The 18,764-nt window shown below is 57.6% G+C and carries 13 protein-coding genes; 9 read left to right on the top strand and 4 right to left on the bottom strand.

The window, feature by feature from the left end; genetic code table 11:
* Positions 1–2: 2 nt before the first annotated feature.
* A complete protein-coding gene (locus tag B145_RS0104460) occupies positions 3–3,140 on the top strand; it encodes an efflux RND transporter permease subunit (RefSeq protein ID WP_018605462.1) in 3,138 nt (1,045 codons plus the stop codon).
* A complete protein-coding gene (locus B145_RS0104465) occupies positions 3,140–4,552 on the top strand; it encodes an efflux transporter outer membrane subunit (RefSeq protein ID WP_018605463.1) in 1,413 nt (470 codons plus the stop codon). The genes B145_RS0104460 and B145_RS0104465 overlap by 1 nt, the downstream gene beginning before the upstream one ends.
* 74 nt (positions 4,553–4,626) lie before the next feature.
* Here B145_RS0104465 and B145_RS0104470 read toward each other — a convergent pair whose 3' ends face one another.
* Complete coding sequence (locus B145_RS0104470; protein ID WP_018605464.1) at positions 4,627–5,787, bottom strand: aldose epimerase family protein; 1,161 nt, start codon at positions 5,785–5,787, stop codon at positions 4,627–4,629.
* 155 nt (positions 5,788–5,942) lie between these two features.
* Here B145_RS0104470 and msrA point away from each other — a divergent pair, with 155 nt between their 5' ends.
* The 7 genes from msrA to B145_RS27225 all read left to right on the top strand — a co-directional run bounded on the left by msrA (position 5,943) and on the right by B145_RS27225 (position 15,633).
* Entirely contained in the window at positions 5,943–6,512 is a 570-nt protein-coding gene (gene msrA, locus B145_RS0104475) for a peptide-methionine (S)-S-oxide reductase MsrA (protein ID WP_018605465.1), read from the top strand.
* Positions 6,509–7,489, top strand: coding sequence for an MBL fold metallo-hydrolase (locus B145_RS0104480; RefSeq protein ID WP_245541824.1), 981 nt, complete (start codon positions 6,509–6,511; stop codon positions 7,487–7,489). The genes msrA and B145_RS0104480 overlap by 4 nt, the downstream gene beginning before the upstream one ends.
* Positions 7,471–8,241, top strand: a complete 771-nt coding sequence (locus B145_RS0104485; RefSeq protein WP_018605467.1) for a tRNA threonylcarbamoyladenosine dehydratase — start codon at positions 7,471–7,473, stop codon at positions 8,239–8,241. Before B145_RS0104480 ends, B145_RS0104485 begins: the two co-directional genes overlap by 19 nt.
* Positions 8,238–8,597 carry a sirohydrochlorin chelatase gene (locus B145_RS0104490; protein ID WP_018605468.1) on the top strand — a complete coding sequence of 120 codons (360 nt, stop codon included), beginning with the start codon at positions 8,238–8,240 and terminating at the stop codon, positions 8,595–8,597. The genes B145_RS0104485 and B145_RS0104490 overlap by 4 nt, the downstream gene beginning before the upstream one ends.
* A gap of 246 nt (positions 8,598–8,843) precedes the next feature.
* On the top strand, positions 8,844–13,112 hold the full coding sequence (locus B145_RS0104495) for a PAS domain S-box protein (RefSeq protein ID WP_018605469.1): 4,269 nt from the start codon (positions 8,844–8,846) through the stop codon (positions 13,110–13,112).
* A 12-nt stretch (positions 13,113–13,124) separates the two neighbouring features.
* Entirely contained in the window at positions 13,125–14,057 is a 933-nt protein-coding gene (locus B145_RS24410) for a response regulator (RefSeq protein WP_018605470.1), read from the top strand.
* Positions 14,058–14,091: 34 nt separating this feature from the next.
* Positions 14,092–15,633: a SpoIIE family protein phosphatase gene (locus tag B145_RS27225; RefSeq protein ID WP_026258821.1), complete on the top strand. Its 1,542-nt coding sequence runs from the start codon at positions 14,092–14,094 to the stop codon at positions 15,631–15,633.
* A gap of 72 nt (positions 15,634–15,705) precedes the next feature.
* Here B145_RS27225 and B145_RS24425 read toward each other — a convergent pair whose 3' ends face one another.
* The 3 genes from B145_RS24425 to aceA all read right to left on the bottom strand — a co-directional run bounded on the left by B145_RS24425 (position 15,706) and on the right by aceA (position 18,617).
* Complete coding sequence (locus B145_RS24425; protein ID WP_018605472.1) at positions 15,706–16,089, bottom strand: SpoIIAA family protein; 384 nt, start codon at positions 16,087–16,089, stop codon at positions 15,706–15,708.
* A 175-nt stretch (positions 16,090–16,264) separates the two neighbouring features.
* Positions 16,265–17,122 (bottom strand): DMT family transporter, encoded by an 858-nt coding sequence (locus tag B145_RS0104515; protein WP_018605473.1) that lies wholly within the window; start codon positions 17,120–17,122, stop codon positions 16,265–16,267.
* Between the two features lie 193 nt (positions 17,123–17,315).
* A complete protein-coding gene (gene aceA, locus B145_RS0104520) occupies positions 17,316–18,617 on the bottom strand; it encodes an isocitrate lyase (protein ID WP_018605474.1) in 1,302 nt (433 codons plus the stop codon).
* Positions 18,618–18,764: the final 147 nt, after the last annotated feature.

Below are 18,764 nucleotides of genomic sequence, written 5' to 3' on the forward strand. Positions count from 1 at the left end.
CCATGGCACGGTTTTTTATAGATAGACCCATTTTTGCATGGGTGATTGCCATCATCATCATGTTGGCAGGGGCATTGTCGATTGATACATTGCCTGTTTCGCAGTATCCATCCATTGCGCCGCCTACCATCGCCATTTCCACCAGCTACCCTGGCGCTTCGGCCAAGACGCTGGAAGACTCAGTGACCCAGATCATCGAGCAGAAGATGAACGGGCTCGATGGCCTCTTGTACATGAACTCGACCAGTGATGCCTCGGGGAGCGTGTCCATCAACCTGACTTTCAAGGCAGGGACCAATCCGGACATCGCACAGGTGCAGGTGCAGAACAAGCTGCAATCCGCGCTGACCCGTTTGCCGCAGGAAGTGCAGAACCAGGGGGTGACGGTCGCCAAGAGCGCACGTAACTATCTGCTTGTGCTTGGTTTCGTGTCGGAAGACGGCAGTCTGACCCAGAATGACTTGACCGACTATGTGGTCGCTAACATTAATGACCCGATCAGCCGCGTGGAAGGCGTGGGTGAAGTTCAGACCTTCGGTTCGCAGTATGCTATGCGCATATGGCTCAATCCGGCCAAGCTGCATAACTACAGCCTGACACCAGGGGATGTGAAAAACGCGATTACCGCACAAAACGTGCAGGTATCCGCCGGGCAATTGGGTGGCACACCGGCTGTGGACGGCCAGCGGCTCAATGCCACGGTCAATGTGCAAAGCCGTTTGCAGACGCCTGAGCAGTTCGGCAAGATCCTGCTGCGCACCAATACCAATGGTTCTGCGGTCTACCTGAAGGATGTGGCCAGTATCGAGTTGGGGGCGGAAAGCTACAACGCGGTGGCCCGCTTCAAGGGCAAGCCTGCCGCCGGTCTGGGGATCAAGCTGGCTGCGGGGGCCAATGCGCTGACCACGGCCAAGGCGGTCAAGGCCAAGATTGCAGAGATGTCGCGCTTCTTCCCGCATGGCATGCAGGTGGTCACGCCTTATGACACCACCCCGTTCGTCAAGCTCTCTATTGAAGAAGTGATCAAGACGCTGGCCGAAGCCATTGTGTTGGTGTTCCTGGTGATGTGGCTGTTCTTGCAGAACTTCCGCGCCACCCTGATCCCGACAATTGCCGTGCCGGTGGTGTTGCTGGGTACCTTTGGGGTGCTGTCGGCCTTTGGCTTCACGATCAACACTTTGACCATGTTTGGCTTGGTGCTGGCCATCGGCTTGCTGGTGGATGATGCCATCGTCGTGGTTGAAAACGTTGAACGCTTGATGAGTGAAGAAGGGCTGTCGCCTTACGAAGCCACCAAGAAATCGATGGATCAGATTACCGGCGCCCTGGTCGGGATCGCGCTAGTTCTCTCTGCCGTGTTTGTGCCTATGGCCTTTTTCGGCGGATCCACAGGGGTTATTTATCGGCAATTTTCCATCACCATTGTTTCCGCAATGGTACTTTCTGTGGTGGTAGCCCTGATCCTGACGCCAGCGTTGTGCGCTACTTTGCTCAAGCCCGTGCATCAAGGGGAACACTTCTCGGAGAACTGGTTCTTCCGTGGCTTCAACCGCATGTTTGATGCCAGCGTGCTGCGTTATACCCGTGGCGTAGGCAATATGCTTGGCAAGCGCACGCGCTACATGTTCATCTATGTGGTGATCGTGGTTGTTGTGGGCTTCCTGTTCGTCCGCTTGCCAACAGCATTCTTGCCGGATGAAGACCAGGGCGTGTTGTTTGCCCAGATTCAGTTGCCTGCGGGGTCAACGCAGGAGCAGACGCTGGAAACCATCAAGAAAGTGGAAAACCATTTCCTGAAGGATGAAAGCAAGGCAGTTGAATCGATCTTTACCATTGCGGGCTTCAGCTTCGGCGGTAGCGGGCAGAACAACGGCTTGGCCTTCGTGATGCTCAAGGACTGGTCGGTGCGTAATTCTCCTGAACTGAAGGTGCAGGCGGTTGCCGGGCGTGCGATGGGGGCTTTCTCCCAGTTCCGTGAGGCGATGGTGTTTGCCTTTGCGCCTCCCGCCGTGATTGAGTTGGGTAATGCCACCGGGTTCGATTTGCAGTTGCAGGACCGCTCAGGCGTGGGCCATGAAACCCTGATGGCTGCACGTAACCAGTTCCTGGGGATGGCGATGAAGAACCCGGCTCTGATGGCGGTGCGTCCCAATGGTCAGGACGATACGCCACAATACCAAGTGGATATTGATCCCATTCGTGCCACAGCCCTGGGGCTGAGCCTGACGGATATCAACACCACCTTGTCGACGGCCTGGGGGAGTGCCTATGCCAATGATTTCCTGGATAAAGGCCGGGTCAAGCGTGTGTACCTGCAAGGGGATGCACCTTCACGGATGCAGCCTGAAGACCTGAACAAGTGGTATGTGCGTAATGCGCAGAACCAGATGGTGCCGTTCTCCGCGTTCGGCAAGGCACACTGGGGCTATGGTTCGCCGCGTCTGGAACGTTACAACGGCAACTCTTCTGTTGAAGTTCTGGGGCAACCTGGGATTGGCAAGAGTACCGGGGACGCGATGGCCGCAGCCGAGCAGATTGCAGCGCAACTGCCAGCCGGGATTGGTTACGAGTGGACCGGGATTTCGTATGAAGAACGGCAGGCAGGTTCCCAGGCCCCCGCCTTGTATGCCATCTCGCTGCTCGTGGTGTTCCTGAGTCTGGCCGCCCTGTATGAAAGCTGGTCGGTGCCTTTCTCGGTCATCCTCGTGGTGCCGCTGGGGGTTATTGGCGCCTTGCTGGCAGCACATGGGCGTGGCTATTCCAACGACGTATTCTTCCAGGTCGGCTTGCTGACCACGGTGGGGCTGTCGTGTAAGAACGCAATTCTGATTGTCGAGTTTGCCAAGCAGTTGCAGGAACAGGGGCAGGATGTGGTGGCCGCCACCATGCAGGCTGTCCGTATGCGTCTGCGTCCGATCCTGATGACTTCGCTGGCCTTCGGCCTGGGGGTGTTGCCGCTGGCAATTTCCCACGGCGCGGGTTCTGGCGGTCAGAATGCCATCGGCACGGGCGTGCTCGGCGGGATGATCTCGGCCACCGTACTGGGGATCTTCCTGGTGCCGGTATTCTTTGTCGTGATTCGTAGTCATTTCAAGTTCAAGTTGCGGGCGACGAGTCCTGACGGGAAGGAGACCCACTGATGAATAAGCACCCAATCAAACTGGCGCTGATCCTGGCGGCGAGCCTGAGTGCTTGTTCCATGGCGCCAACCTACCAGCGTCCGGCCATGCCGGTCCCTGCGCAGTGGTCGCAGCAGACGGCAGCCGGGCAGGCTGTGAGCCAGTTGCCCTGGCGGGATTATTTTGCCGACCCCGCCCTGCGCAAGCTGATCGACACGGCCCTTGAAAACAACCGCGATCTGCGGGTGGCAGCGCTGACTGTCAAGAAATATGAGGCGCAATACCGCATCCAGCGGGCGGCGCAGTTCCCAACGGTCAACGCCACCGGGAGTGAGACAGCGACACGCACGCCTGCTGCTTTGTCATCGACGGGCAAGGAACGCGTCAGCCATCAATACGCGGCAGGGGTTGGTATTTCCTCTTATGAGCTGGATTTCTTCGGGCGTATCCAAAGCCTGAAGGATCAGGCGCTGGAGCAATACCTGTCCATGGAGGAGTCCCAACGGACCACCCAGATCAGTCTGGTGGCGCAGATTGCCAGCGATTACCTGACCCTGGCGGCGGATCGTGAGCGCTTGCTCCTGGCGCAAAGTACCCTGCAAAGCTATCAGGAGACAGTGAGCCTGATGACGCGCAAGGCACAGGCAGGCTCATCTTCTGCACTGGATGTGGCACAGGCCCAGTCCGGGCTTGAGTCCGCGCGTGCCGATCTGGCCCGCTACACGAGTCTGGTCGAGCAGGATATCGATACGTTGAGCATGGACGTGGGCAGCGATGTCTCCAAGGACCTGCTTCCCGAAAAACTGCCAGAGCAGATCACCAGCTTTGCCGATCTGCCTGCGGGGACGCCATCGGATGTGCTGCTGACCCGTCCAGACGTGATCCAGGCCGAGCATCAGCTCAAGGCGGCCAACGCCAACATCGGGGCGGCACGGGCGGCATTCTTCCCGAAGATCGCGCTGACGGCTTCGGGTGGCTTTGGGAGTGTGATGCTGGATGATCTGTTCAAGGGGGCTTCGCGCACCTGGACCTTCATGCCGCAGATCAGCATACCGATCTTCGATGCGGGTTTGAACAGCGCCAACCTGGATGTCGCCAAGATCAACCGCGATATTTATGTTGCACAGTACGAGAAGGCTATCCAGACGGCATTCCGCGAAGTGTCGACCGCGCTGACGCAACATGGCTCGTTGGTGGAGCAGGAGTCCGCACAGGTTTCCTTGACCACCGCGTATGCCGATGTCGATCGCCTGACCCGCCTGCGTTTTGACAAAGGGGTGGAAAACTACCTGAATGTGCTGACTGCCCAGCGCAATCTGTATGGCGCCCAGCAAAACCTGATCACGATTCGTCAATCGCGGCAGGCCAATATGGTGACGCTCTACAAGGTGCTCGGTGGTGGAGGCGTGCAGGAAGGCAAGTCGGCTTCCTGATGTAGCGGTGATGAGAAGAGACCTGGCCTGCAAGGGGGAGCCCTTGCAGGCCTTTTTTATGCCATGGGCAGCACTTAAGGTTTCACACTGAATTTATAGACGATCTTGCCGCTGTACCAGTCGCCCGGCTTGAGCGTGGTGCTGGGGAAGTGCGCCTTGTTGGGGGAATCGGGGAAATGCGAAGGCTCCATGCAGAATGCCCCCCGGAAGGCAAAGAGTTTGCCACCCTTGCCCGCATCCAGCTTTGGATCGGCTGAGAGATTGTTGCCGGAGAAGATCTGGATGCCCGGTTCGGTGGTCCACACTTCCAGGTAGCGGCCCGACTTGGGGTCCAGCGCGCTGGCAGCAAATTCAAGTGCCCCTTCCTTGTTCCGCTTGATGACGTAGTGGTGATCGTAACCGTTGGCCAGCTTGAGTTGTTCGAAATCCTGCCCGATGTCTTGCCCAAAAGCTTTGGCCTTGCGGAAATCCATCGGTGTTCCGGCTACATCGGCCAGATCGCCGGTGGGGGCGAGGTTTTTGTCGATCGGCAGGTATTTGTCGGCATTGACGGTGATACGGTAATCCGAGTTCAGGGTGGTCGGGTCCCCTGCCAGATTGAAGAAAGTGTGCCCGGTGAAGTTGGCTACGGTCGTCTTGTCGACAGCGGTGGCCGTCCAGTCTATGCTCAATTCATTCTGGTCGTTGAGCGCATAGACCACACGCACGGGTAGGGTGCCCGGATAGTTTTCTTCCCCATCGCGGAAGACGTACCACATCTCCACACTGTCGTCCGAGAGTTGGCGGGCGTTGAACACCTGGAAGCGCGAACCTTTTGCGCCGCCATGTAGGCTATTGGTGCCGTTGTTGGCGGCAAGCTGGTAATCTTGCCCCGCCAGGGTGAATTTGGCATTGCCGATCCGGTTGGCGTAGCGGCCTACAAAGGCGCCCATGGAAGGCTGCCCGGCCATGACGGCATCAATGTTGTCAAAGCCCAGCGCCACATCGGCAAAAACGCCCTGGCGGTCTGGTACCAGTATTTGCTCAATCTTTGCACCGTAGTTGGTGATCTTGACTACCATACCTTTATGGTTGCGCAAGGCGTAGAGGCTGACAGGTTTGCCGTCGACCACTTTCTGGAAATTTTCCGGCTTGAGTTCGTGGGTTTCTGTGGAAAGCTTCACAGTCTGGTTTGCACTGGCCAATGCACTGAGGCCAGCCGTGGCTAGAATGATTGCAGTGGTGGTTGTACGCATGTCTCCTCCATGATGAAGTGTGTTGTTCAAGTGCTGCAATGCTCAAAGAGCAAAGCTATTGTAGGGAGAATTAGTCTTACAATTGATTGTGGATTTGATTGAAGGTAAGACAACTATGAATAATTCGAGACCGTTTGTCGCTTGGAGTGAAGCAGATGACTGAAGTGCATTCAGACAACGTGCCCGCCCAGGAGACAGCAATCTTTGCCGGTGGCTGCTTCTGGTGCACGGAGGCCGTATTCCAGGCGGTTCGCGGGGTGATCAGTGTGGAACCGGGTTATACCGGTGGCACTGTGCCGAACCCCACCTACAACCAGGTATGCACAGGGGAGACCGGGCATGTCGAGGCCGTGAGGATTGTGTTTGACCCAGCTCAGGTGAAGTATCGCCAGTTGCTGGAAGTGTTTTTCGTCATCCACGACCCGACCCAGCGCAACCGTCAGGGCAATGACATTGGCCCGCAGTACCGTTCGGCGATCTTTTGGTTTGATGAGCGCCAGGAATTTCATTGCAGCCGGATCATTGAAGAGTTGCGCCGGATTCAGGCCTTCCTTGCCCCGATCGTGACAGAGGTGAAACCCGCACAGGTGTTCTACCCGGCGGAGAATTACCATCGGAATTACTTCCTGCGTAACCCCGCAATGTCATATTGCCAACGCATCGTGGCGCCCAAGCTGGTAAAACTTCGCCAGACTTTTGCTGCACTGTGTGCACCGCCAGCGTGAGCAGGGCCGGATCTTTGGCTGGCGGGGAGGGGCTTGCCCTACAGGCTTTGCCTGACAATGTTTATGCGCTCGATAGTGCCTATGTGCGTCCCGGCCTGGATGCCATCCACCTGATTGCCCATCGTGGACGGGCCGCTTTGGTGGAAAGCGGAACGCAGCATTCCGTTCCCCTTGTGATGGCAGCGTTGGAACAGATTGGTCTGGCCCCCGAGGCGGTCGACTGGCTGCTGCTGACTCATATTCATCTTGATCATGCCGCCGGGGCGGGGGCCTTGTTGCAGGCGCTGCCCAACGCCCGGCTGGTGGTACATCCGCGAGGCGTGCGGCATATGGTCGACCCCTCGCGTTTGTGGGCGGCCACCGTGGCGGTGTATGGCGAGGATTTTGCCCGCCGTGAATATGGCGAACTGCTTCCGGTGGAGCCTGCCCGTATCGTTGAGGCGCGTGATGGTCTGGTCATTGATCTGGCGGGGCGGGCCATCGAGGTGGCGGATACCCCAGGACATGCCCGCCACCATGTATGTTATTGGGATGGTTTGAGCCGTGGCTGGTTTTCCGGCGATGCGTTTGGTCTCTCCTACCGTGAGACTCATGTCGGCAAGCGGGCCTTTGTGTTGCCTGCCACTACCCCCAGTCAGTTTGAGCCACAGATCATGCAGCAGAGCATTGACCGTTTGTTGGCGCGGCAGCCCGCCTGCATGTACCTGACCCACTACAGCCGGGTGGAGGATGTGGCGCGCCTGGGGGCTGATCTGCATCGGCTGATTGACGCCTACGTGGTCTTGGCACAGGATGTGCTGGACGAAAAAGATCCCGTCCGCCAATATGCAGCGCTTCACGCCAAGCTTGTCGAACTGGTCCATGCGGAATCGGCGCGTCAAGGCTGGGCTGTGCAAGGCGAGGCCGCAGTGGCGTTGTATGCGGTAGACCTGGCACTTAACGCACAAGGTTTGCAGGGATGGATGAATCAGCTTTGAAGCTCGGGCGCCGTTTTTCTGGTGTCGGGCGTTTGTATGGCGAAAATGCGGCGGCCCGTTTTGTGGCGGCCAACGTGTGTGTGGTCGGCATCGGTGGTGTCGGCTCCTGGGCCGCAGAAGCCTTGGCACGTAGCGCGGTGGGGCGGCTGACGCTGATTGATCTGGATATGGTGGCCGAATCGAACGCCAACCGCCAGATTCACGCACTCGACGATGTATGGGGGCAAGCCAAGGTTGAAGCCATGCGAAACCGGATATTGGCCATCAACCCTGCATGCCAGGTGCATTGCGTCGAGGATTTTGTGGATGCGGATAATCTGGCGACCCTGCTGGCTGGGCATGACGTGGTGATCGACGCGATCGACCAGGCCAAGGTCAAGATTGCCATGGCTGCCTGGGCAGCGAAGACCGGGGCCGCATTGGTGATGGCGGGTGGCGCGGGGGGCAAGCAAGACCCTACCCGTATTCTGGTCGACGACCTTGCACGTACCGAACAAGACCCCCTGTTGGCCAAGGTTCGGGCCCAGTTGCGCAAGGAACACGGCTTTCCCCGCGATCCCAAGCGCCGCTTTGGTATCCCTGCCATTTATTCGACTGAACCCTTGCAACGCCCAACCGTCTGCGAGGGCGATGCGCCGCAAGGTCTGTCGTGCGCAGGGTATGGCTCGGGGGTCTGCGTGACGGCAAGCTTTGGCTTCTTTGCCGCCGCCAAAGCCCTGGAGCTTCTGGCGGTACAGAAAGGCATGCCATGAAGTCCATCATCCTGTTCGGTCATGGTGCACGTGACCAGGAATGGGCGCAACCCCTGATACGTTTGCAGGCCGTGGTATGCAAACGCCTGCCCGATACGGATGTGCGCCTGGCTTTTTTGGAATTTATGGCCCCCACGCTTGACCTCGCCATCGATTCCGCCGTCCAGGCCGGAGCGGACCATGTGGCCGTGGTCCCCGTATTCCTGGCCCAAGGCGGGCATGTGAAGCGTGATGTACCCAATATCGTTGAGGCCGCACGTTTGCGCCACCCCAAGGTCGTTTTTACTCTCAGGCCCGCCCTGGGCGAGCTGGATCGGGTGATTGAGGCTTTGGCCGAAGGTGTCATTTTGGGCTGAGTCCTTCGCCCGTTTGGGCAATAAGCGGCCCGCCACGCGGGATGGCGCGTGAAATATGGCTAAGGTGGGTTCCTCGGTATGCGCGGGTGCCTGCCAGACCCGCAGTACCGGTATCAAGCCAAGGTGGCAAGAACCGTTATGTGAGATCAATGCCCCGTGCGTCCACCATCCATGCCTGCATCGTCTCAATTACTGCCAGCCACGACGTTTGCCCTGCCGTTCCGCCGAACGCCTTGGCGATTGGCCGTGTTCGTATTGCTTTTGGGTGTCACTTTCATCCTGTTGAGTACGTGGTGGGTGCGTGGTCTGGTCGAGCGCGAAAACCAGCAGGTTCGCCACTTGCAGGCCCAGGCGTTGGCAGACCATCTGGAATACCATCTCAAGGGGCTGCAGGCGAGCCTGGCTCTGTTTGCCGCAAGGATGGGACAAACCTCGCCTGACAATGTGGCAGCTCTGCGCGAGCTTGCACAGAAATACCCGTTCAATCCAGATGGGGGCTCCGCCTTTGAGCGCCTCTCGCTCGTGAGCGATGTCTCCGGCAATACTTCCGTCGCCAATATCGTGGCGGCGCCAGAGCATGACAGCGGCCATATCGTGTGGATCACCCACACATTGGACGGAGGGCATCGTCTGCTCGCCGGAATGGATCTGGCCGCGTGGCGGCAGCATGCCGAACTGGCCTCCGGTACGCTGCTCGTGCGTATCAGCACCGTGGGTGCATATGGCACACGCCAGACGCTGCTTGATGAAGCGCCTTCGGGCACTGCGCAGAATCTGCTGTTGAGCAAGGTCATCCAGTCGACGGCGAATGCCGAGTGGGCACTCGATATTTGGCAAAACGATGTGCAGGTAGGCACCGGTTCTGTATTTGGCTGGTTGCAGATTATTCAGCTTGCCGCCTTGCTCGTGCTGGTGGGCCTGATGTGGATACAGGGCAAGGTTCAGCAAACTGCGCATGATGAAGTCAAACGAGTTTCACTGGATGCCGAGCTGAACCGTGATCGCTGGATGCGTGCCCTGGAAGCGACGCATGACGGGGTATGGGAATACGACCTTGCCCACAAAGCCTTGTTCGTGGCCCCCATATGCTTTGAATTAGCCTGCCTGCCCGCTGGAGCGAAAAAGCCGCTATGGGCATTTTTGCGTCTGTTGGGCAGGGAGCAGCGCAGCCGCATGGTCAGCGCCCTGCGGGCGGCGTGGGACGAAGCTTCAAGGCTGGATGAACTGGTCTGGATACAGGGGGCTGGCGGCAACAAGCGTTGGTTGCGGATTCGCGGACGGGTGGCCCCGAATCGCAGCTATGTGACTGGCGCAATCTCCGATGTGACCGAAGAGATCGAGTTGGCCCGTGAGCGCGACCGTTACCAGAGTTTCATGGCCGGGGTGATCGATGCCCTGCCCATGCCGATTTCGGTCAAGGGGGTGGATGGTGCCCTGATCCTGGTGAACAAACTTCATGCCCAGTCCTTGCACAAAATGATTGGCGAGTTGATCGGCAAGCGTGCCAACCAGTTGGTGGACTCCCGGATGGCCGAGCAGTTGGAAATGATTGATCGGCTCGTCCTTGAAACCGGGCTCACGCATTCCCTGGAAGATTGGTTTGATATCGCGCTGGCCGGGCGCCGAGTCTTTTTGCGTGTCACCAAGAGCCGTTGCCTGGACGAAAACGGTAAGGCGGTGATTGTGACAACCTATGAAGATCAGACTGAGGTGCGCAGCTATGCCAGACGCTTGGCCGACCAGAATGTCAAGGTCCAGTCCTTTGTCCAACGCCTGATTGAAACCATTCCCCACCCGCTTTACGTGCAGGATGATGAGAGCCGCTACCTGATTGTCAATGCAGCAATGGCCGATCAGTGGGGCATGCGGGCAGAAGACATGGTGGGGCGCTCCTCGCGCGAATTGTTTGGCAATGAGCGTGGCGCCTCGCTTGAGGAAGAGGATCGCAAGGTGATGGCCGGCGAGGTGATCCGCAAGCAGGAAAGTATCTTCCATGCCCGTACCGCCCAGTTAAGGCACTGGGCCGTGACCAAGCGTTCGTGCCTGGATATTGATGGCAAGCCGGTGATTGTGGGCTCCAATTATGAACTGACAGACATCCGCCAAGCCGAGTTGGATTTGCGTGCCGCGCTGGAACAGCAGACGCGGATGCGCGCATTTCTGCAAGAGACCTTTGATGCCTTGCCTCACCCCTTGTTCATCAAGGATCGCAAGCATCGTTACATCATGACCAACCGGGCGCATGCAGCATTTCACAACACCCCCCGTGAGCGGATCATTGGCTCCACCTCTTGGGATTATGCGGTGCCGGAAGTGGCACAGAGCATCCATGAAGAAGAAGAGCGCCTGTTCAATGGCATCAACCATGGGCAGGCGGAATCGGAATATTCGCTGGTGGACGGCAATGGCCGGATTCGGCGCAATCTGGTGCGCAAGGTACTCAGTCGTGATGCGGAGGGGAATCCCGTTTTGATCGGCATTACGATTGATGTCACGGAATTGCATGAGGCAGAAGCCAGGCAGGCACGTCTGCGCGAATTTTATCAACGCCTGTTTGATGCGATTCCCCTGCCGGTTTCGGTCAAAGATACAAACCATGTCTATCAACTGGTCAATAAGGCTTTTTGCGAGGCACATCAGCGCTCACTTGAAGAAACCCTGGGCAAGAGCACCTGGGATTTCAATACGCCTGAAGAAGCACAATCTACGATAGATCTGGACAACACCCTCTTTCAGCAGGAGCCTGGGCAGGTGATGGAGCGGGAGTTGCCCCTGCGCTATGCTGATGGCTTGGCGCACGAAGTCATGTTACGCAAAGTGGTGTACGAAGGGGTTGATGGTGAGCGCCTGATCGTTTCCACGCATACCGATCTTTCAAACCTGCGGGCGGTGGAGCGCAATTTGCGCAGCACCCTGCGGCGCCTGACGACACTGATTGACAATGCCCCGCTTGGCATCGCCTTGCTGGGTGTCGGGTGTCGCATCCATGGCGTCAACCCATTCTTGGTCAGTTTGTTGGGTTACCATGAAGAGGAACTGCTGGATAGGGAATATCAAGGCTTGGTGATTGCCAGGTATCGTGAGCTGGATGAGAAAAAGAAAGATGAACTGCGTAGCACCGGGGTGATCCAACCATTTGAGACAGCTTTGCTGGCGCAAAGCGGACGCGAAATCCCCGTCCTGGTCAGTGGCGTGTTGGTGCACGAAGATCCCGCCTGCCCCATGTACTGGGTGCTGGTGGTGGATCTGACCGAACGCAAGCTGGCCGACGAAGCCTTGCATCAGAGTGAAGGACGCTGGCAGTTTGCACTGGAAGGCGCGGGGGACGGAGTCTGGGATTGGCACATCCCCTCAGGGCAGCTTTACTATTCGCCACGCTGCAAGACGATGTTTGGGTATACGGAAACGGACCCGGAGCCTGGTTTTGACCAATGGTTGCAGAGCGTGCATCCTGCAGACGTGGAAGCAGTCAAACAGCGGATTCAAGATCATTTGAGCAAGCGGACGCCGGTGTTCATCAGTGAGCATCGGGAACGCACCAAGAGCGGTGCTTACATGTGGGTGCTGGGCCGTGGCAAAGTGATTGAGTATGACGAACAGGACGCTCCCTTGCGGATGGTGGGCACCTACAGTGATATTGGCCCACGCAAGCAGGAGGAAGAGGCGCTGCGCCGCCATCGTGATGATTTGCGGGAACTGGTTGAAGAGCAGACGGCTGGCCTGGTTGCCGCCAAGGATGCTGCAGAACGTGCCAATGCAGCCAAGACAGAATTCCTTTCGAATGTGTCACATGAGTTGCGTACCCCTATGCATGCCATTCTGAGTTTTGCCCAGATCGGCGAGGAGCGGGCCGAGCGCCTGAGTCCCGACAAGCTCAAGGAGTATTTCCATCGCGTGGCAACCAGTGGTGAGCGCCTGCTCAAACTGCTCGACGAATTGCTGGATATCTCAAAGCTGGAAGCCGGACGGATGGTGATGGATTTGTCCCCATGCTCCTTACAGACTGTGCTCGATGAAGTGGCAAACGAATATGAAGCATTGCTAAGCGCCAGAAAAATCGAATTGCAACGTGACTATGAAGAGAATTTGCCAAACTTATCAATTGACGCCAAACGAATTGGACAAGTGGTGCGGAATTTGTTGTCAAATGCAATAAAGTTCACGCCAGATGGTGGTTGCATTACGATGAAGCTATATTCTGGCCTGATGAACGTCGGGCGCCGACAGTCCGAACGGGTGGAAGTGCGTTCTGTGACCTTGGATGTCATGGACACGGGGACGGGGATTCCGGAGAGCGAGCTGGAAAGGATTTTCGACAAGTTCGTGCAAAGCAGCCTGAACCGTTCTGCGGGTGGAACGGGGCTGGGCTTGGCAATTTGCCGCGAGATTGTCCAGGCCCATAGTGGCCAGCTGTATGCCCGTAATCGGGAAGGCGGGGGGACTGTGCTGGTCGTGCAACTGCCGGTGGCACGTTCGACAGAGCTTGGGTGCGCTGAACACCCCTTAGAACAGTAATGGGACGGGAATATGGGGGCTTCGCTACTAATTCTTGACGATGAGCCACTCAATCTGGAAATCATCGGTGAATATCTGATCGATACCGGTTATCAGATGACATTCTTTGATGACCCGGAAGTGGCTTGGAATGCGCTGGATGCAGAGCCGGACAAGTTCGATGTGATCGTGATGGATCGCATGATGCCCAAAATAGATGGGCTGACCCTGTTGCGTCGGATCAAGGCTGATCCGCGTATGCAGCACCTGCCCGTTATCATGCAGACGGCTGCCGCGAGTCCTGAACAGGTCAGTGAGGGCTTGGCCTCTGGCGCCCATTATTATCTGACCAAGCCTTTCCGCTCCGACGCGCTCTTGTCCATTGTGCGTGCGGCTGTGCAGGATGGCGCCCGTTGGGCCGACGTTGCCCAGCGCATCGCCAACCACTCCAGGGCCTTGGCGCTGATGGGCGAGGGGAGTTTTGAGCTGCGCACCTTGGAAGATGCCCAGGCGCTGGCTGCCTTAGTGGCACTTATGGCACGCGACCCCGATCCGGTTGCCATGGGTTTGAGTGAATTGCTGGTCAACGGTATTGAGCATGGTAATCTGGGAATCGATTTCCAGACCAAGACCCGCTTGAAGTCCGAAGACCGTTGGCAGGAAGAAGTTTTGCGGCGTCAGGACTTGACCGAGTATGTGGAGAAGCGTGTTCGTTTGAAGATCGTGCGCAAACAGGATGAATGGCATGTGCGCATCGAAGATGATGGAGATGGTTTTGAATGGCAACGCTACCTTGAACTCGCCCCAGACCGGGCCTTCGCGCCTAATGGTCGAGGGATTGCCATTACCCGGATGCTGGTGTTCAAGGATATCAACTACATCGGAAAAGGTAACGTGGTTGAAGTTCGCTTTCCCGCCGTAGGGAGCGCATCAGACCCCGTGACAGAGTGCAAGGGTGCCGGGTGACAGGCGCAGGATAGAAGAATACCGGACGCAATAAATGATGAATCAACGAACCTTTCGCGTACTGATTGCCGATGACATGCAGGCCAATCGGGCGCTGCTGCGCGCCTATCTTGGCCGCATGGGTTTCGAGACCCTGATGGCTGAGGACGGCGAGCAGGCCATCGCGATGTTCTATGAGCACCTGCCCGACATCGTGCTGATGGACCTGATGATGCCCAAGGTGGATGGTTTTGAAGCGATCCGACGTATCCGCGCGACCGAGATGGAGCGCTGGGTGCCGGTGGTGATCGTCTCGGCCATGGATGCCGAATATGATGTGGTGCGCGGGCTGGAGAGCGGTGCAGATGATTACCTGACCAAGCCGCTGTCATACCAGATCTTTGCCGCCAAGATGCGCAATCTGGCGCGTTCCCTGGAATTCCAGGCCAGCCGTAAAGAAGCCATGCAGCGTGAGGCTGCTGTGGCCGATGCGATGGCCGACGGCGTGCTGACCTTTGATACGGCTTTTCTCGTGGTGGATGCCAACCGTGCTGCAGAGCAAGCCTTTGGCCGCCCACGCAACGAACTGGCGAGCTTCGACTTGCGCCTGCTGCTGGGTGAGCAGGACCGGGCCCACCTGGAGCAACAATTCCTGCAATACCTAGAGGGGGGGACGGAGCCTTTTATCGGCCATCAGCAGGAGGTCGTGGGGCTACGCCGCAGCGGCGAAGATTTCCCCATGGAATTGTGCGTGACCGAACTGCCGGTGACCGATACCCGCCTGTTCTTGGCCACTGCCCGGGACATCAGCCAACGCAAGTATGTGGAATCCCTGCTGGCCGACAAGACCTCACGCTTGCAGCAATATCATGACGAAGCTGAAGCCGAGGCGGAACTTGCCAAGGACATCATGGAGCGCCACATCCGCCGCGACATGCTGACCCAGAGCGGCGTGCGTTCTTGGGTGAGTCCGACGCAGCGTTTCTCGGGCGACATCGTGCTGGCCGCCCGCTCCAACAGCAATGTGCTCTACGCCATGCTCGCCGATGCCACGGGGCATGGGCTGGCGGCCGCCCTGAGTGGACTCACCATTGTGAATGACTTCTACCATGCCGTTGAGCAGGAAATGCCCATTGCGAACATGGTGGTCGACATCAACAATGCGCTACGCAAACTCTTGCCGGTTGGCCGTTTTGTCTCGGCGGCCATGTTGTGTGTAGATCAGAACACGGGGCGAGGAGGCATGTGGGTCGGCGGGGTGCCTGATGTGCTGCAACTGGACGTTGTCGGTTCCGTTGTGCAACGTTTCTCTTCCAAGCAATTGCCGCTGGGGGTGGTGCGCATGGAGTTGGAAGACGCGGTGACCGAGCCCTTTGAATTGCAGCAAAACCAGCAATTGCTGCTCTGCTCTGATGGTGTGATTGAGGCGGCCTCTGCGGATGGACGTGTTTTTGAAAATGAAGGGCTGGAGAAGTCCCTTTATGGACACACGCCAGAGGAACGTCTGTTTGGTGTGATGGAGGCGCTGACGGCACACCTGGATGGCATTCCCGCGCATGATGACATCTCGATTCTGATGGTGGAACGCAAACCCTGATTGTGACGACAGCATCAAGTCAAAGCGAAGGGGCTGCATCCTGATGCAGCCCCTTTTGTTTGCACGCGGATGTCATTGAGGGGCGGCGTCTGCCGGGGGTTCTTCACCTGGTGAAACATACGGGCTTGTCAGCCAGCTGTTGGCCCGTGCTTCAGAGTCAAAAAGCTGGATATCGGCATCGACAAAGAGTTGCGAGAGGCAAGCCCCCCAACCCACGAACGAGTCTTCCGAGATGACCGCAATCCGCCGGAAATCCTGGGCATGCTGATGGGCGTACTTCCACTCCTCAATCAAGGCGTCCAGCGATGTACCACCCAGGTTGCGTAAATCCAACAGGAGATCCCGCTTGGCACCCAAGGCATCTGATTGGGCTTCAAAAGCTTTCAGGTCTGCCAGGGTCAGGCGCCCGAAGGCCCGCATCTCGATTCTGCCTTCCACTGTATTGGTCGTGATCATGGTGTGTCGTCTCCGCCTGTTATGTGTATGCCAAGAATCCGCCTGCAACGCCAGCGTGGGCTTGTGATCAGCACTGTGCTTTTGTCACAGATCGTAAACAGGTTCTGAAGAGGCTATCGCCCCTTGCCCTTTTGTTCACTATAGACAGTGGAATGGTCATTGCCCAAGGCGGGCCTCAATCCTGCTCCTTGGCGCCTTGCCACGCAGCCGGGTGGATGGTGGTGAGGCAGGCGGCGATCACCACCAGCATGCCCAGCCACGATACGGCATCTAGGTGATCCCCCAGCACGAACATGCCATACAGGCTGGAGAACACCACCGTCAGGTAGCCCAGACCGGCTGTCACTAATACCCGGCCTTTGCCAAATGCCCGCGATAGCGCCAACTGCCCCAAACCGCCCAGCACGCCTACGCAAACCAGAAAGAGAACCTGCTGTACGCTGGCTTCTGTGGCCTGATTGGGAAACAGAAACGCAAAAGGGAGGGACAGCACACTATTGGTGGCCGAAAAGATGAACACCGTCCGCCATTCCGGCTCCCCCGCACGCCCCAACTCACGCAGATTCAATTGTGCGATGCACGACATGAAACCCGAGCATAGCCCCAGCACGCCACCGAGCCATTGCTGGGCGGAAATCGCAGGTTGCAGGATCATACCCACCCCCACAAAGCCCATGGCCAACGCAAACAGAATCAATAGCGGTGGGCGTTGCCGGAAAGACAGGAACAGCGCCATGAACAGGGTCGAGGTATTGTTCAGCGTGACGGCCGCAGCCAGAGGCAGGAGTGAGATTGCTGTGAAGTACAACAGCATTCCGATTGTGCCTGCGCTTGAGCGGTACAGGTGGGAACGCCAGAATGGAGTCCGCAGGGTGAAACGGTGGGCCAGTATCCATGCTCCGATCATCAGCATGGGGATGAAACCGCGTGCAAAAACGGCCTGACCCAGATTGAAGTGGGAGCCGGAGAGTTTGACGCACAAGCCCATGCTGGCAAACAGCAAGCTCGAAATGGGCATCCAGAGCAGATTCATTGCCCACCCTCCGGCGCGATCTGCCTGTGGATTTGCAGGGGTAGGGCAAAGAAAAGGGGCAAGAAAAAGCCGCGCAAGGCGGGAATGCCTGGATGCGCGGCGAAACGGGGAGAGAAACACCAGGATTGGCACGAAGCCTCGCTCCGTGCCCAATACCTCTGCCCACGCCCCGTAGTGGGAAAAACAAAGCCGATCAGTGCTTGTCGAAGAACTGCTCGTTCTCCGTCGAACCCTTGAGTGCCGTGGTGGACGATTGCCCGCCCTCGATGCATTGTGTAACCACGTCGAAGTAACCTGTGCCCACCTCGCGCTGATGCTTGACGGCGGTAAAGCCCTTTTCGGCTGCGGCAAACTCCGCCTGCTGCAGTTCGACAAAAGCACTCATGTTCTGCCGCGCATACCCGTAGGCGAGGTTGAACATCGAGTAGTTCAGGCTGTGGAAGCCGGCCAGTGTGATGAACTGGAACTTGTAACCCATTGCTCCCAGTTCGCGCTGGAATTTGGCAATGGTGGTGTCGTCGAGATTCTTTTTCCAATTGAACGAGGGCGAGCAGTTGTAGGCCAGCATCTTGCCGGGGAACTGCTTGTGAATGGCTTCCGCAAAGGCACGAGCATACGCCAGATCGGGCTTGCCGGTCTCGCACCAGATCAAATCGGCCCAAGGCGCATATGCCAGCCCCCGCGAAATGGCTTGCTCCAGGCCAGGGCGAGTGCGGTAGAAGCCTTCCACCGTGCGCTCCCCTGTGCAGAATGACTTGTCGTTGTCATCCACGTCTGAAGTCAGCAGGTCCGCTGCTTCTGCATCGGTACGGGCCACCAGCACCGTGGGTACGCCCAGCACATCCGCTGCCAGACGGGCCGCCACCAGTTTGGCGACGGCTTCGCGGGTGGGGACCAGCACCTTGCCCCCCATATGCCCACACTTCTTGACTGACGCCAGTTGATCTTCAAAGTGCACGCCTGCGGCACCGGCTTCAATCATTGCCTTCATCAGTTCAAACGCATTGAGTACGCCACCAAATCCCGCTTCGGCATCCGCCACGATGGGCGCGAAGTAATCCACCCAGCCTTCATCGCCGGGGTTTTTGCCTTCCGACCACTGGATCTGGTCCGCGCGGGTAAAGGTATTGTTGATCCGGCGCACCACGGCAGGCACTGAATTGGCGGGGTAGAGTGACTGATCCGGGTACATCTCGCCAGCAAGGTTGGCATCCCCCGCCACTTGCCAGCCTGAGAGATAGATGGCCTTCAAACCGGCCTTGACCTGTTGCATGGCCTGGTTGCCTGTGAGTGCCCCCAGTGCATTGATGAAGGATTCCTGGGTGATCAATTGCCAAAGTTTTTCCGCCCCCTGCCGGGCCAGGGTGTGTTCCACCTGCACAGAACCCCGCAGGCGAATCACCTCTTCAGCCGAATAGGCGCGTTGGATATTGGCCCAGCGTGGATTGTTTTTCCAGTCTTGTGCCAATTGGGCAATCTGTTCACTGCGATTCATGTTTGTCTCCGTTGGTTATATAGATGACCGGCTGATATTTTTTTCCCGATCAAGAACAGTATAGAAACAAAAGTGCTGCGTCGCAGCAAAATGTCCGTAAGGGCTTGTTCTAATTGCAGATCGTGCCCGTCATGTTTCTCGTATTCC

The organism is Uliginosibacterium gangwonense DSM 18521, assembly GCF_000373965.1.
GTDB lineage: Bacteria > Pseudomonadota > Gammaproteobacteria > Burkholderiales > Rhodocyclaceae > Uliginosibacterium > Uliginosibacterium gangwonense.

What these genes read in the sequence shown, in the direction of transcription:
- B145_RS0104490 (WP_018605468.1), top strand. Translation starts at nt 8,238, where the DNA reads ATGAAGTCCATCATCCTGTTCGGTCATGGTGCACGTGACCAGGAATGG.
- B145_RS0104485 (WP_018605467.1), top strand. Translation starts at nt 7,471, where the DNA reads ATGGATGAATCAGCTTTGAAGCTCGGGCGCCGTTTTTCTGGTGTCGGG.
- B145_RS24410 (WP_018605470.1), top strand. Translation starts at nt 13,125, where the DNA reads ATGGGGGCTTCGCTACTAATTCTTGACGATGAGCCACTCAATCTGGAA.
- aceA (WP_018605474.1), bottom strand. Translation starts at nt 18,617, where the DNA reads ATGAATCGCAGTGAACAGATTGCCCAATTGGCACAAGACTGGAAAAAC.
- B145_RS27225 (WP_026258821.1), top strand. Translation starts at nt 14,092, where the DNA reads ATGATGAATCAACGAACCTTTCGCGTACTGATTGCCGATGACATGCAG.
- B145_RS0104460 (WP_018605462.1), top strand. Translation starts at nt 3, where the DNA reads ATGGCACGGTTTTTTATAGATAGACCCATTTTTGCATGGGTGATTGCC.
- B145_RS0104465 (WP_018605463.1), top strand. Translation starts at nt 3,140, where the DNA reads ATGAATAAGCACCCAATCAAACTGGCGCTGATCCTGGCGGCGAGCCTG.
- msrA (WP_018605465.1), top strand. Translation starts at nt 5,943, where the DNA reads ATGACTGAAGTGCATTCAGACAACGTGCCCGCCCAGGAGACAGCAATC.
- B145_RS0104515 (WP_018605473.1), bottom strand. Translation starts at nt 17,122, where the DNA reads ATGAATCTGCTCTGGATGCCCATTTCGAGCTTGCTGTTTGCCAGCATG.
- B145_RS0104470 (WP_018605464.1), bottom strand. Translation starts at nt 5,787, where the DNA reads ATGCGTACAACCACCACTGCAATCATTCTAGCCACGGCTGGCCTCAGT.
- B145_RS24425 (WP_018605472.1), bottom strand. Translation starts at nt 16,089, where the DNA reads ATGATCACGACCAATACAGTGGAAGGCAGAATCGAGATGCGGGCCTTC.